At 31.0% G+C, this 20725-nt stretch carries 13 protein-coding genes; 7 read left to right on the top strand and 6 right to left on the bottom strand.

Annotation, left to right across the window (positions count from 1 at the left end; translation table 11 throughout):
- Positions 1 to 96: 96 nt before the first annotated feature.
- From WA327_RS05500 to WA327_RS05490, 3 genes are all read left to right on the top strand, one after another.
- On the top strand, positions 97 to 2283 hold the full coding sequence (locus tag WA327_RS05500; RefSeq protein ID WP_336067356.1) for a S9 family peptidase: 2187 nt from the start codon (positions 97 to 99) through the stop codon (positions 2281 to 2283).
- Between the two features lie 25 nt (positions 2284 to 2308).
- Positions 2309 to 3898: a peptide MFS transporter gene (locus WA327_RS05495; RefSeq protein ID WP_336067354.1), complete on the top strand. Its 1590-nt coding sequence runs from the start codon at positions 2309 to 2311 to the stop codon at positions 3896 to 3898.
- A gap of 99 nt (positions 3899 to 3997) precedes the next feature.
- On the top strand, positions 3998 to 4540 hold the full coding sequence (locus WA327_RS05490) for a thioredoxin fold domain-containing protein (protein ID WP_336067351.1): 543 nt from the start codon (positions 3998 to 4000) through the stop codon (positions 4538 to 4540).
- Positions 4541 to 4546: 6 nt separating this feature from the next.
- Here WA327_RS05490 and WA327_RS05485 read toward each other — a convergent pair whose 3' ends face one another.
- From WA327_RS05485 to surE, 4 genes are all read right to left on the bottom strand, one after another.
- Entirely contained in the window at positions 4547 to 6532 is a 1986-nt protein-coding gene (locus tag WA327_RS05485) for a ComEC/Rec2 family competence protein (protein WP_336067348.1), read from the bottom strand.
- A gap of 112 nt (positions 6533 to 6644) precedes the next feature.
- On the bottom strand, positions 6645 to 7223 hold the full coding sequence (locus WA327_RS05480; RefSeq protein ID WP_336067345.1) for a C40 family peptidase: 579 nt from the start codon (positions 7221 to 7223) through the stop codon (positions 6645 to 6647).
- A gap of 7 nt (positions 7224 to 7230) precedes the next feature.
- Entirely contained in the window at positions 7231 to 8346 is a 1116-nt protein-coding gene (gene lpxB / locus WA327_RS05475; RefSeq protein WP_336067343.1) for a lipid-A-disaccharide synthase, read from the bottom strand.
- A gap of 19 nt (positions 8347 to 8365) precedes the next feature.
- Positions 8366 to 9142 (bottom strand): 5'/3'-nucleotidase SurE, encoded by a 777-nt coding sequence (gene surE / locus WA327_RS05470; RefSeq protein WP_336067341.1) that lies wholly within the window; start codon positions 9140 to 9142, stop codon positions 8366 to 8368.
- Between the two features lie 151 nt (positions 9143 to 9293).
- Between surE and WA327_RS05465 the strand changes: the two genes are divergently transcribed.
- Both WA327_RS05465 and WA327_RS05460 read left to right on the top strand, forming a co-directional pair.
- The gene (locus tag WA327_RS05465) at positions 9294 to 11429 is read left to right on the top strand and encodes a carboxy terminal-processing peptidase (protein WP_336067339.1); all 2136 of its coding nucleotides are present in this window, start codon (positions 9294 to 9296) and stop codon (positions 11427 to 11429) included.
- Between the two features lie 6 nt (positions 11430 to 11435).
- A complete protein-coding gene (locus WA327_RS05460) occupies positions 11436 to 12530 on the top strand; it encodes an ABC transporter permease (protein WP_336067336.1) in 1095 nt (364 codons plus the stop codon).
- A gap of 3 nt (positions 12531 to 12533) precedes the next feature.
- Here WA327_RS05460 and WA327_RS05455 read toward each other — a convergent pair whose 3' ends face one another.
- Positions 12534 to 13160 carry a hypothetical protein gene (locus WA327_RS05455; protein ID WP_336067333.1) on the bottom strand — a complete coding sequence of 209 codons (627 nt, stop codon included), beginning with the start codon at positions 13158 to 13160 and terminating at the stop codon, positions 12534 to 12536.
- A 166-nt stretch (positions 13161 to 13326) separates the two neighbouring features.
- Here WA327_RS05455 and WA327_RS05450 point away from each other — a divergent pair, with 166 nt between their 5' ends.
- The gene (locus WA327_RS05450; protein ID WP_336067331.1) at positions 13327 to 15705 is read left to right on the top strand and encodes a GAF domain-containing protein; all 2379 of its coding nucleotides are present in this window, start codon (positions 13327 to 13329) and stop codon (positions 15703 to 15705) included.
- On the opposite strand, the gene WA327_RS05445 is transcribed toward WA327_RS05450, so the two are convergent.
- Positions 15689 to 16954, bottom strand: coding sequence for a Pycsar system effector family protein (locus WA327_RS05445; protein ID WP_304145163.1), 1266 nt, complete (start codon positions 16952 to 16954; stop codon positions 15689 to 15691). The two genes, WA327_RS05450 and WA327_RS05445, sit on opposite strands and share 17 nt — an antisense overlap.
- Before the next feature lie 59 nt (positions 16955 to 17013).
- Between WA327_RS05445 and WA327_RS05440 the strand changes: the two genes are divergently transcribed.
- Positions 17014 to 20724: a metallophosphoesterase gene (locus WA327_RS05440; RefSeq protein WP_336067326.1), complete on the top strand. Its 3711-nt coding sequence runs from the start codon at positions 17014 to 17016 to the stop codon at positions 20722 to 20724.
- Position 20725: the final 1 nt, after the last annotated feature.

Here is a 20725-nt window from a genome sequence, read left to right as displayed (position 1 = left end):
TAAAGATAGTTTAAGCCGAATTTACTGTTAATATTTACGGTTTTTTGGCTAATTTTTAGTAAACTTGACAACCTTTTATTAAATATTTAATTTTAGATGAAAATATTAAAAATTCTTTCCCTTTTTTTAGTTTTAGCAACATCTGCTTTAACGGCTCAAAACAAGCAAATTACATTAGAAGAAATTTGGAACGGTACCTTTAGAACAGAAGGTTTACAAGCGTTACACTCTATGAAAAACGGTCAACAGTATTCCGTTTTAAATTTTGATAGAGCCAATCGAGCTACAACTATCGATATTTACGATTATAAAACGTTAGAAAAGACCAAAACTTTAGTAAGCTCTGCAGATATTAATGCAATCCCTTATTTTACAGATTACACGTTTAGTGAAGACGAAAGCAAAGTGCTTTTAGCTACAGAAGAAGAATCTATTTTTAGACGATCTACTTTAGGTAAATATTTTGTTTTTGATACAGAAACAGGAAAAACAACTTTAGTAACCGAAGACAAAATACAAGAACCAACATTTTCTCCAGACGGAACAAAAATTGCTTTTGGTTTAAACAATAATTTGTATGTAAAAGATTTAAGCTCAGGTAAAATTACTCAGTTTACTGCTGATGGTGTAAAAAATAAAATTATCAACGGAATTACCGACTGGGTTTATGAAGAAGAATTTAGTTTTGTTCGTGCTTTCGATTGGAATGCAGATAGCAACAAAATAGCATTTATTAGATTTGACGAAACTGATGTGCCGGAATTTTCAATGGATGTTTATGGTGAAGATTTATACCCAACACAATCGGTGTTTAAATACCCTAAAGCAGGAGAAAAAAATGCTGAAGTTTCGCTTCATATTTATGATTTAAAAACAAATAAAGCTGAAGAAGTTAAAGTAAATAAAGTGTACAACGATTTTTATATTCCACGTATCCAATGGACCAACAATCCAGATGTGTTAAGTGCACAATTTATGAATCGTTACCAAAACGAATTAGACCTTTGGTTTATTAATGCAAAGAAAAATGAAGCTGAAATTGTTTTAGCTGAAACGGATAAAGCATACATAGATGTGACTTTCGATTTAACATTTTTAGAAGATGATAGCTTTATTTGGACAAGCGAAAAAGATGGATATAATCACATTTATCACTATGATAAAAACGGAAAGTTAATCAATCAAGTTACCAAAGGAAATTGGGAAGTAACTAGCTACTATGGTTACGATGATAAAACCGATAGAATTTTTTACCAATCTGTAGAAAACGGAAGTATTAACAGAGATGTTTATACTATAAAATTAAACGGAACTAAAAAACAAAGATTAACCGATAAAACAGGAACAAATAATGCGGATTTTAGTGCAGATTTCACCTATTTTATCAATACATTTTCAAATGCATCAACGCCATATTTATATACTTTAAATGATGCAAAATCAGGTAAGGTTTTAAAGGTTATCAAAGATAATAGCGATTTAAAAAATCAATTAGCAGATTACCAATTATCTGAAAAAGAATTTTCAACTATAAATGTTAATGGTAACGACCTTAACATGTGGATGATTAAACCTGCTAATTTTGATACTTCAAAACAATATCCGTTGTTTATGTTTCAATACTCAGGACCAGGATCTCAACAAGTAGCTAACCGTTGGAATAACGCAAACGATTATTGGTATCAACTATTAGCACAACAAGGTTATATTGTTGCTTGTGTTGACGGTAGAGGAACAGGTTTAAAAGGTGCAGACTTTAAAAAAGTAACCCAAAAAGAATTGGGTAAATATGAAGTTGAAGATCAAATTGATGCAGCTAAATTATTAGGACAAAGAGATTATATTGATGCGTCAAGAATAGGAATTTGGGGCTGGTCTTACGGAGGTTTTATGTCAAGTAATGCCTTATTTAAAGGAAATGATGTCTTTAAAATGGCAATTGCAGTAGCACCAGTAACAAGCTGGCGTTATTACGACTCAATTTATACAGAGCGTTACATGACAACGCCACAAGAAAACCCAAGTGGTTATGACGAAAACTCACCAATTAATCATGTAGAAAAATTAAAAGGAGATTATTTGTTAATCCATGGTACAGGAGATGATAATGTGCATGTACAAAATACCATGCGTATGGTAGAAGCTTTAGTACAAGCTAACAAGCAATTTGAGCTAATGATTTATCCAGATAAAAATCATGGTATTTATGGAGGCAACACAAGGTTGCAACTTTATACAAAAATGACCAATTTTATAAATCGTACTTTAGGCGATAAACTTTAAATAAAAACTAACTAAATTATATATTATGGAATTTAAATTTGGAGGTTCAGAAACCAATCAAAAGACCGTTTTAGGTCATCCGTCAGGATTATTTGTCTTGTTTTTTACTGAAATGTGGGAACGTTTTTCTTATTACGGAATGCGTGCACTTTTAGTACTTTTCTTAGTGTCTTCATTATTAGATGAAGGTTGGGGCTGGGAAAGAAGCGACGCATTAGTACTTTATGCTTGGTACACTGGATTAGTATATTTAACACCTATAATCGGTGGATTTCTTGCAGATAAAGTTTTTGGTTACAGAAAAGCAGTCGTGTTAGGTGCATTTATTATGACATTAGGACATGCGTCTATGGCGTTAGAAGGCTTTACTAATATCTTCTTTTATCTTGGTTTATTCTTCTTAATTATAGGTAACGGACTTTTTAAACCAAATATTTCATCTATAGTTGGTCAACTATACAAAGGAAATGATAAAGAAAAAGATGCAGGTTATACTATTTTTTATATGGGTATTAATGCAGGTGCATTCTTAGGGATTTTATTATGTGGATATATAGGAGAAAAAGTAGGTTGGCATTATGGATTTGGATTAGCTGGAATATTTATGTTCTTAGGAATGTTACAGTTTTATTTCGCACAATCAATTTTTGGAAACATAGGATTGTCTCCAAAGCAATATGAAGATTTAGATGATACTGTTGAAGATACAATTGAAGAAATTGGAGAAAACATTGAAGATGTTACTAAAGAAGCAGAAAACTCTAAAGTAGTAAGAGATAGAATTACAGTAATAGGAATTTTTGCAGTATTTACAATTTTCTTTTGGTGGGCATTTGAGCAAGCAGGAGGATCTATGACAATATTTGCAGCAGATTATACAGATAGGGCTTTAGAAGGTAGTGCAGCAAATACATTTAAGATAGTAAATACTATTATTACATTGGTTCCAATGGTAGTAATCACTTGGGTTTTGGCAATGCTATTTAAACAAACTTTTGGAAAATATGCAATGTCAAATGTATGGTTAGGATTAAGCTTTGTCATCATTTGGGGTATTGTATTGTGGATGCTTAAAAGAGAATTTGAAGCAGACGCAACAGAAGTGCCAGCATCATGGTTCTCGGTACTTAACTCATTATTTATTATTTTATTTGCACCATTATTTTCTAAAATTTGGGAAAGTAAATTTAATCCATCTGGACCAATAAAGTTTGCAATTGGTTTAGTCTTATTAGGTATCGGATTTGCAGTTTTAGCTTATGGAGCATCAGCAATCCCAGAAGGAGCAAAAACAGCATCTGTAAGTTTAATGTTTTTAGTTGTAGCTTATTTATTCCATACTTTAGGAGAACTATGTATATCTCCTGTAGGTTTATCTTACGTTAGTAAATTGGCACCTCTTAAATTAGTAGGTTTAATGTTTGGTATTTGGTTTATAGCTAACTTTATAGCAAACTTCTTAGGAGGTATTACAGGTAGTTACATTGATCAAATATCAGAAGAATATGGGCTATCTACATTCTTCTTAATATTCACTATAATACCTTTTGCAGCAGCGTTAATTTTAGTGATTATCAATCCTATAATGAAACGAATGATGCACGGTGTAAAATAACCGTAAACATATAACATAAAAGCGCCTCGATATCGAGGCGCTTTTATTTTTTTGTAAATTTGGAATACATTTTGCGACTATAATTCAAAACAGAAACACATGAAAACATTTTTTATAGCATTTACTATGCTTTTTGCCTTAAACCTTACTGCTCAAGAAATTAATTGGATGTCTTTAGAAGAGGCTTTAGAAGCCCAAAAAACTTCGCCAAAAAAGATATTTATAGACGCTTACACTGTTTGGTGCGGACCATGCAAAATGTTAGATCGTAATACCTTTAAAAATGAAGATGTTGTAGAGTATATCAATAAAAATTACTACGCTGTAAAGTTTAATGCGCAAGGAGATGAAGAAGTAACTTACAAAGGAAAAAAATATTCTAATCCAAGTTATGATCCAGCTAAAGCTAAAACCAGAAATGCTAATCATCAATTATCACGTGTATTTGGTATTAGAGCATTTCCAACCTTAGTGTTTTTAGATGAAGATGCTAATTTATTAGCGCCAATTGTAGGATATAAAGATGCTCAAGGTTTAGAGTTATATTTAAAAATGTTTGCTCAAAATGATCATAAAGACATGAAAACTCAAGAAGATTTCAATACGTATTATGAAAATTTTAAATTTGAGTTTAAAAAGTAAAAAGACTTAATCAATTATAAAGGCTCCCGTTTTTCCTGTTTGGTAAAACGGGATTTTTTGTTTTAAACAAGTAGTTTCCCAACGCAAAATATAAGATTTGTAGTTACTTCCATCTGCAATAATGGCATTAGGTTTTATGCTATCTATTAAACGCTCTAAATTCATTTTTGGCGATTGGGTAAGTAAAACATAATCAATTTTTAATTTTTTTACTTGATATACACCTAAACTATCAACAACTAAAAGTGTTTTGTTTTTAATGTTGAAAATAGGCTGTATAGGTTTTGGTATTTCAATTGTTAGGCTATTTTTTACAGCAAAAGTTCTTGGGATTGTATTTGTTTCAACAGCTTCAAGATTAGAATATAACTGAAGCTTTTTATCAACTTTTTCACCAATGATTGTGTATTTACTTTTGTGAAACACATACAAACTTTCGCCTTTATTTTGACTTGTATTAAAGATGAAATTTGCTTGAAAACCAATAATTAATGCTAAGGAATAGAATACCCATTTCGCTTTTTGGTTAAAATAAAATTGATATAAGGTAAAAATCAGTAAATAACTTAAAATCACCTGAAATGCATTGAAAGATATATCCTGAAATAAAAAACTTTCTTGATGTGCAATCCATTCAAAAAAAGAGTTCATCATTCTTATTATAAAAGCAAAAATATCGGCTAAAAATTCAGGTAACATTCCAATTAAAGCTAATGAGATAATTAGCAAACCTAAACCTAAAATAATTCCTAAAATTGGAATAATCACCAAGTTTGATAACCAAAATAGACTTGGAAATTGATGAAAATAATACAAACTAATTGGTATAATTCCGAATTGCGCAGACACCGTAACTGTCAGCGTTTTCCATAGTAATCTAAGTAATTTATTTTTTGGTTTTAACAATGGTTCTATAATAGGTTGAATACTTACTATTGCAAATACAGCCGCATAACTTAACTGAAAACCAACATCAAAAATAAAGCTAGGTTTAATCAATAGAAGGACAAAAATTGAAGTCGCAAGTGTGTTGTAAATATTTGATGTTCGTTTTAAATTTAAACCAATAGCAACAATGCTAAACATAGTTGTAGCACGAACAATTGAAGCAGAACTACCCGCAATTATGGCATAACTCCACAGTAGCAACAAAATGACAATTGTTTTTATAAAATAGCCATGTTTAATGCGTTCTAAAGGTTTTAAAACAAAACTTAAAATGAGTAAAATAATACCAACATGTAAACCCGAAACCGCCAAAATATGTATAGCGCCAGCATTGGTGTAACTATCGTAAAGATCTTTGTCAATACCTTGACGTTGTCCTAAAATTAAAGCATTAATTATGGATAATTCATCTTTAGTAAAATTGTATTTTTTTAGCTTTTCATTGATAAGTTGTCTAAAGTTGGCAGCATGACCACGTAGTGTATTTGTGTCATTATTTAGTGGGAAAAGCTCTGAATCTTTACTGTATAATTGATAAAAAACTTGTTGGTTTTTTAGATAGTTTTTGTAGCTAAACTGATCAGGATTTAAAGGAGATTTTATATCATATATTTCAGTTTTAGTCACATAAATATCATCAATTTTTAATGCGTTTGTAGTAGAGTCTTTTTCAATATTTAGTAATGCTTTACCGTTGGTATTTTGATGATCTACTTTTAAAATTTCAATGTAATAACGGTCGCTAAACGCATTTGGTTTTAAAAATTCTCTAACTTGAAAAGTGATTAATTGAGGTTTTTGATTTTCTTCTTTAAAATGAAAAAAGTGAGTTTTTTCTAAAAGACTTTTGTTGATTGTAGAGACAAAAATGCCTAAAATAATACAAGTGAAAATTGCTGAAAAACCAAACCAAAATGTATTGTTGTATTTGTTTTTAAAAATGAAATAAGTACCAGTTGTAATTATAAAACTGAAGATGAGAATTACTAATGCATAATTGATTTCTATCAGTAAGAATTCTGATAAAAGGATTCCAAAAATCAACCCGATGGTTAGTCTTACTATGCTGAATTTGAGAAGCTTCACTTCTCTAATATAACAAATAATTGATTATTCGTTCTATGTTGTAGGAAATATTTTAATTTTTTTAAGTGTATTACAGTATACGGCGTGCTTGTACAAACGCAAAATACCAGTATTTTTCAGATAGTAAAGATCTAATAACGCCACGACTTGTGCTAGCATGGATAAACTCTACGCGACCTAAACGCGCAGAAGTAACTAAACCAACGTGATTAACTTGCCTGCTATTTCTTTTAGTGGCAAAAAATAGTAAATCGCCTTCTTTTACTTCTTTTAAATCTACCCAATCTCCGTAAGTAGATAGCTGACTTGTGGTACGAGGTAAGCTAATATCTTCCTCAGAAAAAACAGTGTACATCAAGCCAGAACAATCCATTCCTTTTTTTGTAGTACCGCCGTATTTATATTTAACACCTTCGTAAGTGCTTGCGTTTTTAATGATTTTTTCAATTAATGCATTGTCAATTTCTTCTACAATAACTTCAGTTGAAGCTGTTGTCTTTTTAGTAGTTCCTCTAGTAGAAGGTTTGCTTACTTCTGGTGTTTTGGTAGTTTTTTCTTCCTCTTTTTTTGTAACAATAACATGTCTGTTTTTAGAGCCACCACAAGAAAAAATGGTAAGTAGTAATAAAATTAAAGCAGATCTTTTCATTAAAAGGCTAATCATTTAAAGACTCAAATATAAGAGTTGCTGTTTTTAAACTGGCACCTTTTCCTCCTAATTTTTTTTCTAAATCATAATAATCAATAAAAAATTTAGTACGCTCGTATTCATCTAAAATGAGGTCTAATTCTTTTTTTAGACGTTTTTTATTAAAATCGTTTTGTATAAGTTCTGTAACAGCTTCTTTTTCTAAAATAAGATTAACTAAACTTATAAAATCAAGGTTTACAACACGTTTTCCTATTTGGTAAGAAATCCAACTACCTTTATAACAAACCACTTGAGGTACTTTAAAAAGTGCTGTTTCTAAAGTTGCTGTACCCGAAGTTACTAGCGCAGCTGTAGATAAGCTTAATAAATCATAAGTTTTGTTACTTATAAAGTTTACGTTGTCTTGCTTTATAAACTGCTTGTAGAAGTCGTAATCTTGTCCAGGTGCACCTGCAATTACAAACTGGTAATCTTCATAATCATTTACAAGACTTAGCATAACCGAAAGCATTTTTGTAATCTCTTGTTTTCGGCTTCCTGGTAACAATGCAATAATCGGTTTGTCACTTAAATTGTGATTTTTTCTAAATTCTGAATCATCAATTTGGATTCGGTTTGAGATAGCATCAATTAAAGGATGACCTACAAAATGAACAGGGAAATTATGTTTCTTTTCATAAAAATCTTTTTCAAAAGGAAGGATCACATACATTTGATCTACATCACGTTTAATGTCTTTAATTCTGCCTTCTTTCCAAGCCCAAATTTGAGGTGAGATGTAATAGTGTGTTTTAAAACCTTTTGCTTTTGCCCATTTGGCTATACGTAAGTTAAAACCAGGATAATCAATAAAAATGATAACGTCTGGTTTGTAATTTTCTATATCTTTTTTACAAAACGACAAGTTTTTGGCAATGGTGCGTAAGTTCAGCACTACTTCTACAAAGCCCATAAAGGCTAATTCTTTGTAGTGCTTAACTAAAGTGCCTCCAACGGTTTGCATCAAATCTCCGCCCCAAAACCTAAAGTCTGCATTTGCATCTACTTTTTGTAAAGATTTCATAAGGTTAGAGCCATGTAAATCTCCAGAAGCTTCACCCGAAATAATATAGTATTTCATTAATTAAATATATTTAAACTTAATCGTTTAATTGCCAAGTATTAAGTTGCTGCATGTAATGATGTGCTGTTAAATCAAACTGAACAGGAACAACAGAAACATAACCTTCTTTTAAAGCCCATTCATCTGTATCACTCCCATTATCGTAATTTACAAATTTTCCTGTAAGCCAATAATAATCTTTTCCTTGTGGCGTTTTTCGTTTGTCAAACTTTTCTTTCCAATTGGCTCTTGCTTGTCTACAAACTTTAATGCCTTTAATGTCTTTTTCTTTTAAATCAGGAATGTTAACATTCAAAATAACACCTTCAGATATACCATGTTTTAAAGCGTTTTTTGTAATACGTTTTACGTATTTTTTTGATGCTTCAAAATTGGCTTCCCAATTATAATTTAAATTAGAAAACCCTATTGCTGGTATACCTTCTATACCTGCTTCTATTGCTGCACTCATCGTGCCAGAATAAATAACATTAATAGAACTGTTTGAACCATGATTAATCCCAGAAACACATAAGTCTGGCTTGCGGTCTAATACCTCGTTTACAGCTATTTTTACACAATCTGCAGGTGTGCCAGAACAACTGTATTTTAGTGTTTTTTCACCTTTTTTAGAGACCTTATCTAAGTGTAATGTGTTGTTAATAGTAATAGCATGTCCCATACCACTTTGTGGGCTATCTGGTGCAACTACAACCACATCGCCTAAAGTTTCCATAACTTCAATTAGAGCTAAAATACCTGGAGCTGTAATTCCATCATCATTAGTCACTAAAATTAAAGGTTTTTTACTCATAATTAGATTTGTTTTTCCCTATTGCTAAAATACATAAAAACTTCTGTAACCGCCTAATTTATTCAGTTTAACAAAAAATTAGTGCAAATAGATTTTATTGGCATAGTTTTTTCTTTACTTTAGTAGAAATTTCCCAATAAATAAGAAGAAAATGAGAAGGAATTATAATATTTTGCTACTAGTTTTAGTGCTTGCATTTGGATCTTGTAGCTTTACCACTAAGGTAGACGATAACCCAGATAAAGATAAATTATTAATTCAGATAATAACTTTGGCATTAGATCAGCTTCACTTTGAGCCAAAGACTGTAGATGATACATTTTCAAAAGAAATATTTGAAGATTATTTAGAGCAAGTAGATCCTTTAAAACGTTATTTTTTGAAGTCAGATATTGATGATTTTAAAAAATACGAAACTGAAATAGATGACCAGCTAAAAGCTTATGATATTTCATTCTTTAACGCAGTACACGAAAGGTTAATTAAGCGTCAAGAAGAGGCGAAAGCTTATTATAAAGAGATTTTAGAAAAACCATTTGATTTTTCTAAAGATGAAGAATATAATGCAGATTATGAAAATTTAGAGTATTCAAAAAACAAAAAACAGCTTAAAGAAAGATGGAGACAACAATTAAAGTTTAATACATTATCAAACTATGAAACTTTAATTGAACAACAAGAAAATGACGAAGCTAAAGAAGAAAATACCGAAGCACCAAAATCGTTAACCGAGCTTGAAGAAGAAGCAAGAAACGAAACCTTAAAAGCATTGGATAACTACTTTACAGACTATATTGAAGATATGGAACGCAAAGACTGGTTTGCTATGTATGTAAATACTATTGTAGAAGAGTATGATCCGCATACATCTTATATGGCGCCAGTAGATAAAGATCGTTTTGATCAACAGATGTCTGGTAAATTAGAAGGAATAGGAGCAAGACTACAAAAGAAAATGGATTACATTAAGATTGTCGAGTTAATCTCTGGTGGACCAGCTTGGAGAGATGGACAAATTGAAGTAGGAGATGTGATTTTAAAAGTACGTCAAGGTGATGAAAAAGAAGCAGTAAGTATTGTAGGAATGCGTATTGATGATGCCATAAAACTTATAAAAGGACCAAAAGGAACAGATGTTGTTTTAACCATGAAAAAGGTTGATGGTACTATAGAAGACATAAAAGTAACAAGAGATTTAGTAGAGCTTGAAGAAACTTATGCAAAGTCTTCAATTGTTAAAAAAGACGATAGAATTTACGGTGTAATCAACTTGCCAAAATTCTATGTAGATTTTAATGATTACAAAGAACGTAATGCTGCATCAGATATAAAATTAGAAATTGAACGTCTAAAAGAAGAAGGTATTGAAGGGTTAGTCTTAGATTTAAGAAATAATGGAGGCGGATCTTTAAAAACCGTAGTCGATATGGCTGGTTTATTTATAGAAGATGGACCAATTGTTCAAGTAAGAGAAACAGGATCTGAAAAAGAAGTCTTAAAAGATACCGATAGAAGTATAACTTGGGACGGACCACTAGTAATTATGGTAAATGAGTTGTCTGCATCTGCATCTGAGATTTTAGCTGCAGCAATGCAAGATTACAAAAGAGCCATCATTATTGGTAGTAAACAAACCTACGGAAAAGGAACTGTACAAAACGTACTTGATCTAAACAGAATGGTGCGCAATAGTTCTCATGGAGATTTAGGTGCTTTAAAATTAACACGTCAAAAGTTTTATCGTATTAACGGCGGATCAACACAATTAGAAGGTGTAAAAAGTGATATTGCCGTACCGGATAGATATAGTTTTATTGATATAGGCGAACGTGACCAAGAAAACCCTTTACCTTGGGATAAGATTACACCAGTAAACTACGACGTTTGGGATAGTTATTTTGATTATGATGCAACTATTTCAAAAAGTAAACAACGTATGGCAAATAACGAGCAACTTAAACTTATCGAGCAAAGCGCAAAATGGGCTAAAAAGCAAATGGACGATAATACTTACTCGTTAAACTATGATAAATACAAAGCTAAATTAGAGTTAAACGAAGAACAAGCTAAACAATTTGATGCTATTTCAGATTACAAAACAGACTTATCTTTTAGCTCTTTACCATACGAGCAAAAACTATTTGAACAAGATACAGTGTTAAAGCAAAAGCGCGAAAGATGGCATGAAAATTTAAGTAAAGACGTTTATGTAGAAGAAGCTTTAAACGTATTAGACGACTTAAATAGCACTTACCGTATTAACAAAGTAGCTACAATAAAAGATTAATAATCAATGAGTCAAAACTCAAGCTCATTATCTCAATTAGCGCTTCAAAAGTTTAAAAAAAACTTTTGGGGCGTTTTTAGTTTGATATATATTGGCTTAGTTGGTATAATCTCGGTTTTTGCTTATGTTTTCGCTCCAGATAGTTCGCAAAACGCCAATCAAATGCATGTCTCTATTCACTCTAAATTACCTGGTTTTTCGGTAGATATGCTAACCATTCCTTCAGAAGTTGAAAATGATCAAAATTGGTTTGATATTATTTTCTTCGGAAAGAAAAACACAAGCACAGAAATTCCTATTTCAAAATATAAATTAGAAGGTAATCAATTAACTTATACCGAGTATGTTTCTGATGGATTACAAGGTCAAACAAAAACCATAAATGCTGATTTTATCACAGATAATTCCACAAAACAATTCATAAAAAAAATAACATTTCATTTAGGAACAGATAAATACGGAAGAGACTTGTTAAGCAGGCTTTTGGTAGGTGCACGTATTTCGTTTTTTATAGGTTTTGTAGCTGTGTTTATTTCGTTAGTAATTGGTGTTTTTATGGGAAGCATTGCCGGTTATTATGGTGGTAAAATAGACGCAGCAATTATGTGGATTATAAACGTGACATGGTCAATTCCTACATTATTATTGGTAATTGCTATAACCTTAGCTTTAGGTAAAGGGTTTTGGCAAGTATTTATAGCAGTAGGCTTAACCATGTGGGTTGAAGTAGCAAGAGTAGTAAGAGGTCAAATAATTAGTGCAAAAGAAATGCAATACGTTACCGCAGCAAAAGCATTAGGATTTAATGATTTTAGGATTATTACAAAACACATCTTGCCCAATATTTTAGCACCAGTAATAGTAATTTGCGCAGCAAATTTTGCAGCTGCAATTTTAATAGAATCAGGTCTTAGTTTTTTAGGTATTGGTGCACAACCGCCAATGGCAAGTTGGGGCGCAATGATAAAAGATCATTATAATTATATTATTTTAGGTAAGCCTTACTTGGCAATTTTACCAGGACTTTGTATTATGTTTTTGGTAATGGCCTTTATGTTAGTTGGTAACGCATTGCGTGACGCGTTAGATGTAAAAGTTTAATAGTTACTGGATATATTTAAAGTTTTTCCAGATAGTTGAAACCTCTAATTTGTCCTTAAAATCTTCATAATTATTGATGTTTTGATCATCTCTTGCAGACATTAACATAATAATATGTGTATCTCTATACGGGTTTGGTTTTAAAATAACATTAAAAAAGTAAGTGCCTTTAAAAGCAGGGTTACTATCGTCACTCATTTTACCGATGGCTTGTAATGCAAAATATTTTTCATCATCAAAAGTTACCTCTTCAATTTTGGATTCAATCATCTCATAACCGCCAAATTGTAACATGCTTTTTATTTGATTAAAAAATGTTTCACTCGCAAAGTTTAAAGACTCTTGTTTAGCGTTGATGTAGCTAAATGAATACATCTGGATAACAACACTGTCTTTATCTTTCTTTTGAATCATTCCAAAAGATGAATTTTTCTTACCAACAATTGGTTTGTCAATAATTAAATCCTTAGGTATTTGTGTTGTAAAATGAACTTCAGGTTTATCAATCTTTGCAGAAAATTCTGGAGTAATTGTGTAAGTAATAGTGTTTTTTTCGACTTTATCTTGACAATTAACTAATGTAATTTGACTAAATACAACCAGTAAAAAAAATTGCAAATGTTTTTTCATCTTAAAGAATAATAGTTGGTTTATATATTTTATTGTGATACAAATTTGTTATATTAAGGTTGTAAACACAATACGATAAATGACGTATATGGCTCTAATTTGAAAAATCTATATGTAATAATGATTTTGGCTTTAAGATTTTTTAATTTTGCACAAATAAAATAATATGCTAAAAACTATAGACACAAGTATTGCTTTTCCGTTTTCTGTAAAAATTGGCTTTAATAAACTGTTAGAGCAATATGATGCGTTGTCTAATAGTGAAAATGAAATTATAGCAAAAAAAGCTAAATCTATATTAGAAACTGCAGAACAAAACCCGATTCTAAAAGAAGGTTTCACAGATTATTCTATACTTTCTGAATATCAAAATGAAGTTAAAATTATACTTCAAGATGTATTTAGTGAAGTCTTAACTTTAAACGAAATAAAGTTTGCAACAATACCATTACAAAACATAGTTTTATCCTCTTCGCAACGTTTTAAAAATATACTTAAAGAAGCAGGAGAAGAGTTTGATTTGGTAATAAAAAACATGCCAGATGATGACTTATATATTTTTGGTTGTACAATAATTATAAGTATGTATTATGGTTATAGTTTAAATTTTAAACGACCAATTTATTACGATATACCTGATTGTAATGGCATTTTAAGAACATATAAAGTGCTATATAACGCAGATTTTATAGAGATTTTACCAACAGAAAATGCACCAAAGTTTACAAAAGCAGACTATGAAGAATTATTGGATAATTTTGATGATATAGACCTTTGGAAACAAAAATTTCCGCCAAAAAGTTATCAATTTAATGGTTTTGTAATCTCTAGTATGTTTGATGTTACAGACGATCAATCTATTTCAAATATAAAATCAACTTTAATTCAAATAAACAATAGAGAGAAGCAAGGATTTATAGAGAATTTTGAAAATGTCTTTCAGCGATTATTCAATACAAAAGATATAAAAGTTGGCTTTTCGGTGTTTACTCAAGAAGAAAATGCGCTTACTCAAGCGTATCAAAATAATATAAAAAGCTACCTGCTTAATCACCAAGAAACTATTAATTGTAAAGAAGCACTTTGTATTTTTTCTTATGATAGATTAATAAAAGATAAAAATTACTACAGTATTTCTGATGTAGAAAAACTATATCAATTATCACAAGGTAAAGAGCCACAACTTAAAGCATTAAAAGAACAAGGTATAAAAAGTGCCATTTTTGCGCCAATTGCAGAAGATGGTGAGTTACTTGCTATTTTAGAGTTAGTTTCAAGTAAAAAAGGCGAATTAAATAGTATAAACGCAAATAAACTAATAGATGTTATGCCTTTTATTTTGACCGCAGTAAAACGTGCAAAAGAAGAGGAAGAAAATCAAATAGAAGCCATTATACAAAGAGAATGCACATCCATACATCCAAGTGTAAGATGGAAATTTGAAGAAGCAGCTAGATTATTTAGAAAAGAACAAGAAGAAGGTAAGCGTAACCCAAACTTTAAACGTATTAGTTTTGATAAAGTTTATCCATTATTTGGTCAAATTGATGTGAAAGGTTCTTCTAAAGAAAGAAATGAAGCAACACTTAAAGACCTTCAATTACAACTTAAACTAGTAAAAAATATAATTGAAAAAGCTTCAACGCTAGAAGATTTAATAATTTACCAGCAAATTAAGTTTAAGATAGATCAATTTGAAGACCATTTAAAACAACAGTTTAAAGTAGATACAGAGCAAAAATTAACGCAGTTTTTTAATAGAGAAATAGAACCTATATTTAGATTTCAACTAAATAAACATCAGCAATTAAAGGAAGATATAGAAGACTACTTTAATAAGATAGACGATACTTTAAAAGTTATTTATTTTTATCGCAAAAACTTTGATGATACCATTAGCTTAATCAACAAAAACATGGCGTCTATCATAGATAGAAAGCAAATTGAAGCTCAAAGCATGTATCCTCACTTTTTTGAGCGTTTTAAAACTGATGGTGTAGAACATAACATGTACATTGGCGAGTCAATTACAAAGGAAAATTCTTTTAACGAAATTTATCTTTATAACCTAAGGTTATGGCAAATGCAAGTCATGTGCGAGATGGAAAATGCGTATTACAACTATCAGCATGAATACCCAAAAGCTTTAGACGTAGCATCAATGATATTGGTGTTTAACCAACCGTTATCTATTCGTTTTAGAACAGATGAAAAGCATTTTGATGTAGATGGTACATACAATGCAAGATATGAAGTAGTAAAAAAGCGAGTGGATAAAGCTAATATAAAAGGTACTGACGAGAGAATTACCCAAAAAGGAAAGTTAACAATTGTATACTCTCAAAAAGAAGATGAAAAAGAATATTTACAATACGTTAAGTTTTTACAAGCAAAAAAACGTTTAGCAAATAATTTAGAAATATTAGAGTTAGATGATTTGCAAGGTGTTACTGGTTTAAAAGCAATACGAGTAGATATTCTTTATAACGATAAAGCAGAAGATGTTTACTTTACTTATAAAGATATGCTTAAAGATAAAAAGTAGATTTTTTATCTTTAAGCATATCTGATTTAATAACAGAAGTTGTGTCTAAAACGTCTTCTATGTTAGTTCCAGGATTGTTCTTTACAGCAATTCCAAAAGCAATTAAAGACGTAATTATTCCGATCATAAATACAGTATAAGTTATACGTAGTAATCTATATTTTCTCTCTAACACTTTACCTAAAAAATATAAGTCTTTAGTAAGGGATTTATAAACGTAGTTTTTATCTTTTAAAAGCTCTTCTATAGCCCATTCGTATTCTTTTAAATCCATTTTATGGAAGTTACCAAAAAAGGTTAAGTTTACTTCTTTATTAGCGACATCTTCTTTGGTAAATTCTCCGCTAGTAACGTTAGGACGAGTAGCTATTATCGACATTACCATAGAAATCACACTGAAAACAGTAAAAATCACTGTAGGCCAAGTCAGGTAAGGATTAGTATCTAATTTAGAAATTAAATTAGCCAAAACTACCGATATGATAATGGCATTTACAGACAGCAAAATATTAGCTTTTGTATCTGCAATGTCACTTAATTTAATATGGTTTCTTAAAGCAACTCTATAAAATGTTTGTATACCTCGTTCTGGGCTTTCGTTTTTATATTGTGCTTTATATTTTGCCTTAATTTTTTCCTTTTTAATTTTTCTTTTGTGCTTCTTTTTAGTTTTAATAAGCTTAGCAAGATTTTTCTCTTTTCTTGGTTGCCAATTCTTTAAAGCATAATCTGTATAAAATCGATGCTTTTTTGATAGCATTTTTATGTTTTCATCAAGCCATTCGCTAGGAGTAAATGTAGCGATACCATTAATTTCAAGCTCTTTTCTTAAAAATTCACTTGCTTCATTAAAATATTTTTTTCCAAAATGAGACGCATCTGCATCACGTAAAATTTTGTCCAATTGCGTCTTAGGCTCATTAACCATTTTTGTAGCCATTATGCAATCTTTAACATCATCAATTATCTTTTGATCAGCACCTTCATTTTTTAAAAATTCTTCTGCAATTTTTGCACTTTCTTCTTCATGATCATCCCTAGTTTTTGTGTAGCCAGTGTCATGTAATAACGCCGCAAGCATCAAAATTTCGGCATCATTAACATTAATTTCAGAATTTTCAATTATTTCTTTTGTACTTTTAAAAACACGCTTTGTATGGGTATGGTTATGATAAACTATCGTGTTTGGTAGTTCATTTTTAAGAAGTTCAAATACAAAGGATTCTGTTTTTTCAACAAGTTTAGTCATTCATAAATTTTTTTAATCTAACCTAAAATAACCAAAAAAATTAACCACAAATACTTTTTATGTCAAAAAATAACATAATTCTAACGTTTTTAATTACATTTTTATTAGCTAGTTGTGCTTCATATAAAGCGCAGTATAAAGATGAAGATAATAAGATTCAATCACTTCCAGATAAGCCTATTGATCAAACTTTTTATCTTATTGGTGATGCAGGGAAGTCTCCTATTGACGGTTATTCTAAAGGGCTGAAAGCGTTTAAAAATTTCATCAAAAATAAAGATACAAAAGATGCTTACGCTGTTTTTTTAGGTGATAATATTTACCCTGCTGGTTTACCAGATGAAGATGACGAAGATTATTTTGAAGCAAAAAACAATCTGCAAGCACAAGTTAATAGTCTTGATGGTTTTGAAGGAGAGATGGTTTTTATACCTGGTAATCATGATTGGTATGCAGATGGTGTTAAAGGAGTAAAACGAGAAGAGAAATTTATTGAGGATGCTTTAGGGAAGAATACCTTTCAGCCAGAAAATGGTTGTCCGTTAGAAGATTATGATGTTGGTGATAATACAAAGCTTATTATTATTGATACACAATGGTACTTAGAAAACTGGAATGACAATCCTACCATAAATGATGAGTGTGAAATTAAAACCAGACAACGTTTCTTTTTAGAATTGGAAGGCGAGTTTAAAAAAGCACAAAACAGACGTGTTATAGTAGCGATGCATCATCCAATGTATACTAACGGAACACATGGTGGTTTTTATGAAAAATCAAAGCATTTATATCCAACACAAAGTAAAATACCCGTTCCAATTTTAGCATCATTTTTAGTGCAAGTAAGAACACAAGGTGGTGTTTCTATTCAAGATCGTTATAACGAAAGGTATAATGAGTTGATGAGTCGTGTAGAAACACTTGCGTTAGAATACGATAATATTGTTTTTGCATCGGGACACGAGCATACATTGCAATACATAGAAAACAACGGAATTAAGCAAATTGTTTCAGGTTCTGGAGCAAAAGAATCTGGTGCAGCATTAAGCAGAAATGGTTTATTTTCTTACGGAAGACAAGGTTTTGCAACATTAACAGTTTATAAAGATGGTGAAGCATGGGTAAGTTATTATGGTGAAGAAAATGAGCAGCCAAAGCTATTGTATACACATCAAATTTTTGAAAAACGTGAACCTGAATTTGATATTTCAACCTTGCCAGATAGTTTCCCTCAAACCATAAAAGCTTCGGTTTATACCAAAGAAGAAACAGATAAATCAGGAGTTTATGAGGCATTTTTTGGTGATCGTTACCGTGATTTATACAGTACAAAAATTGACGTTCCTGTAGCAACACTAGATACGCTTTATGGCGGCTTAGAGATTGTTAGAGAAGGAGGAGGACATCAAACCAGATCTATAAGATTAAAGACTAAAGACGGAAGAGAATTAAATATGCGTGCACTGCGCAAAAGTGCCACTCAGTACCTGCAAACAGTGCTGTTTAAGGATAATTATTTAGAAGATGATTTTGATAAGACAATGGTAGAAAAACTAATATTAGATTTCTACACAGCAGCACATCCTTATGCATTTTTAGCGGTGCCAGATTTGGCAGATGCAGCAAAAATATATCACACTAACCCTAAACTTTATTTTATCCCTAAACATAAACATCTTGGCGATTATAATAAAAACTATGGAGGTGAATTATATATGATTGAAGAACGTCCAGAAGAAAATTACACTCACGAACGTAATTTTGGATATGCAGATGATATTGAAAGCACACATGATATCATAGCAAAAGTAAGAGAAGATGAAGAGTACAAAATAGACGAAAATGCTTTTGTAAGAGCAAGGCTTTTTGATATGTTAATTGGTGATTGGGATAGACACCAAGACCAATGGAGATGGGCACAGTTTGATCAACCTAATGGTGATAAATTGTTTAAGCCAATACCAAGAGATAGAGATCAGGTGTTTTCTAATTTTGATGGAGCAATTCTTGATATAACTCGGTTTTTGTCAGGAGCATCAAAACAATTACAAGTGTATGATGACAAGTTAAAAGATGTAAAATGGATGAATAGTGCTGGTGTTAAACTAGATAAAGTTTTAATACAGCAATCTGGTAAAGATGTTTGGTTAAAGCAAGCAGCGTTTATTCAAGAAAATGTAACAGATGAGGTAATTGAAAAAGCATTTTCAAAATTACCTGAAGCGTCTAAGAATGAGTCTTTAGATGAAATTAAAAGCCATTTAAAAGGAAGAAGAGAAAACTTAAAAGACATTGCAGAGCGTTACTACAATTACCTAAACGAATTAGTGATCCTAACAGGAACTGATAAAGATGATTTTATTGAAATCAACCGTATTTCAGATGGTCAAACTAAAGTTACTATTTGGAGAAATAAAGGTGGCGAAAAAGCAGACGTTATCGTAGACAGAGTTTTTGATAAATCGGTAACTAAAGAGTTATGGATTTACGCACTTGATGATGATGATATTATTGAAGTAAAAGGAAAAGCTAATAACCTTATTTTTACACGTATTATTGGTGGGCAAAACAACGATAAGTACATCATCAAAAATGGAAGACGTGTGCATGTTTATGATCACAAATCTAAACCAAATGAAATTGTAGAAAATAAAGGTGCAAAAATTAGTTTGACAGATATTTATAACAACAATTTATTCGATTTTCAACGAAATATTGTAAAGTCAAATATCTTAGCGCCAAGTATTGGTTATAATCCTGATGATGGAATTTTATTAGGAATTCAAGACACATATACCGTTAAAGGTTTTAGTAGAAATCCGTACACACAAAGACATAAGTTTAAAGCAGGATATTACTTTGCAACAAGTGGTTTTAGCTTAGATTATAGAGGTGATTTTGCAAACTTTACTAACGAATGGAATTTGCATGTTACGGGTAAAGTAACTAGTGAAAACTTCACAAATAATTTCTTTGGTTACGGTAATGAAACTATAAATCTTGATGACGATTTAGGTTTAGATTACAACCGAGTAAAAACAAGCACTTACGCAGCAAGTTTTGGGTTGTCAAAACGTGGTAACTTTGGTAGTGATTATGGTGTAAGTATTCTTGCTGAAGCTATAGAAGTAGAAGAAACTCCAGACAGATTTATAGAAGTTTTACAACCACAAAACATTTCAGAAGACTTTTACGGAAGACGTTTCTTCGCAGGTTTACAAGGTGATTTTGAATACGAAAGTTTTGATAGTAAAATCACACCAACTCGCGGTATGACTTTTGATATTTCTGCAGGAGCAAAAACAGAAGTAAATAACAGTAAATATACCTACGGTTTTATAGATAGTAATCTAGGATTTTACAATGCGTTAACTACAGATAGAAAGTTAGTGCTTAAAACAGATGTAAGAACACAAATACGTTTTGGTGATGATTTAGTGTTTTATCAAGCAGCAAATTTAGGAGGTCAAACAGGTTTAAGAGGTTTTAGATTACAACGTTTTACAGGTAATCATAGTTTAGCAGGAAGTGCAGATGTGCATTACAGATTAGGGTCTTTTAAAACAAAAACGTTACCATTGCAAATTGGACTTTTTGCTGGAGGAGACGTTGGTCGTGTATGGCTTAAAAATGATGATTCCAAAAAATGGCATAACGATTACGGTGGAGGATTTACTGTTGCTGCTGCCGAAACTGTAGCTGGTACTTTTAACTTTTTTAATAGTGTTGAAGGTTGGCGATTTTCTTTCGGATTTGGTTTAAGCTTTTAAT

The sequence above is a fragment of the Mesoflavibacter sp. CH_XMU1404-2 genome (genome assembly GCF_037029465.1).
Taxonomy (GTDB): domain Bacteria; phylum Bacteroidota; class Bacteroidia; order Flavobacteriales; family Flavobacteriaceae; genus Mesoflavibacter.
The sequence above is the reverse complement of the archived record's forward strand: the minus strand, read 5'-3'. Positions and strand labels throughout refer to the sequence as shown.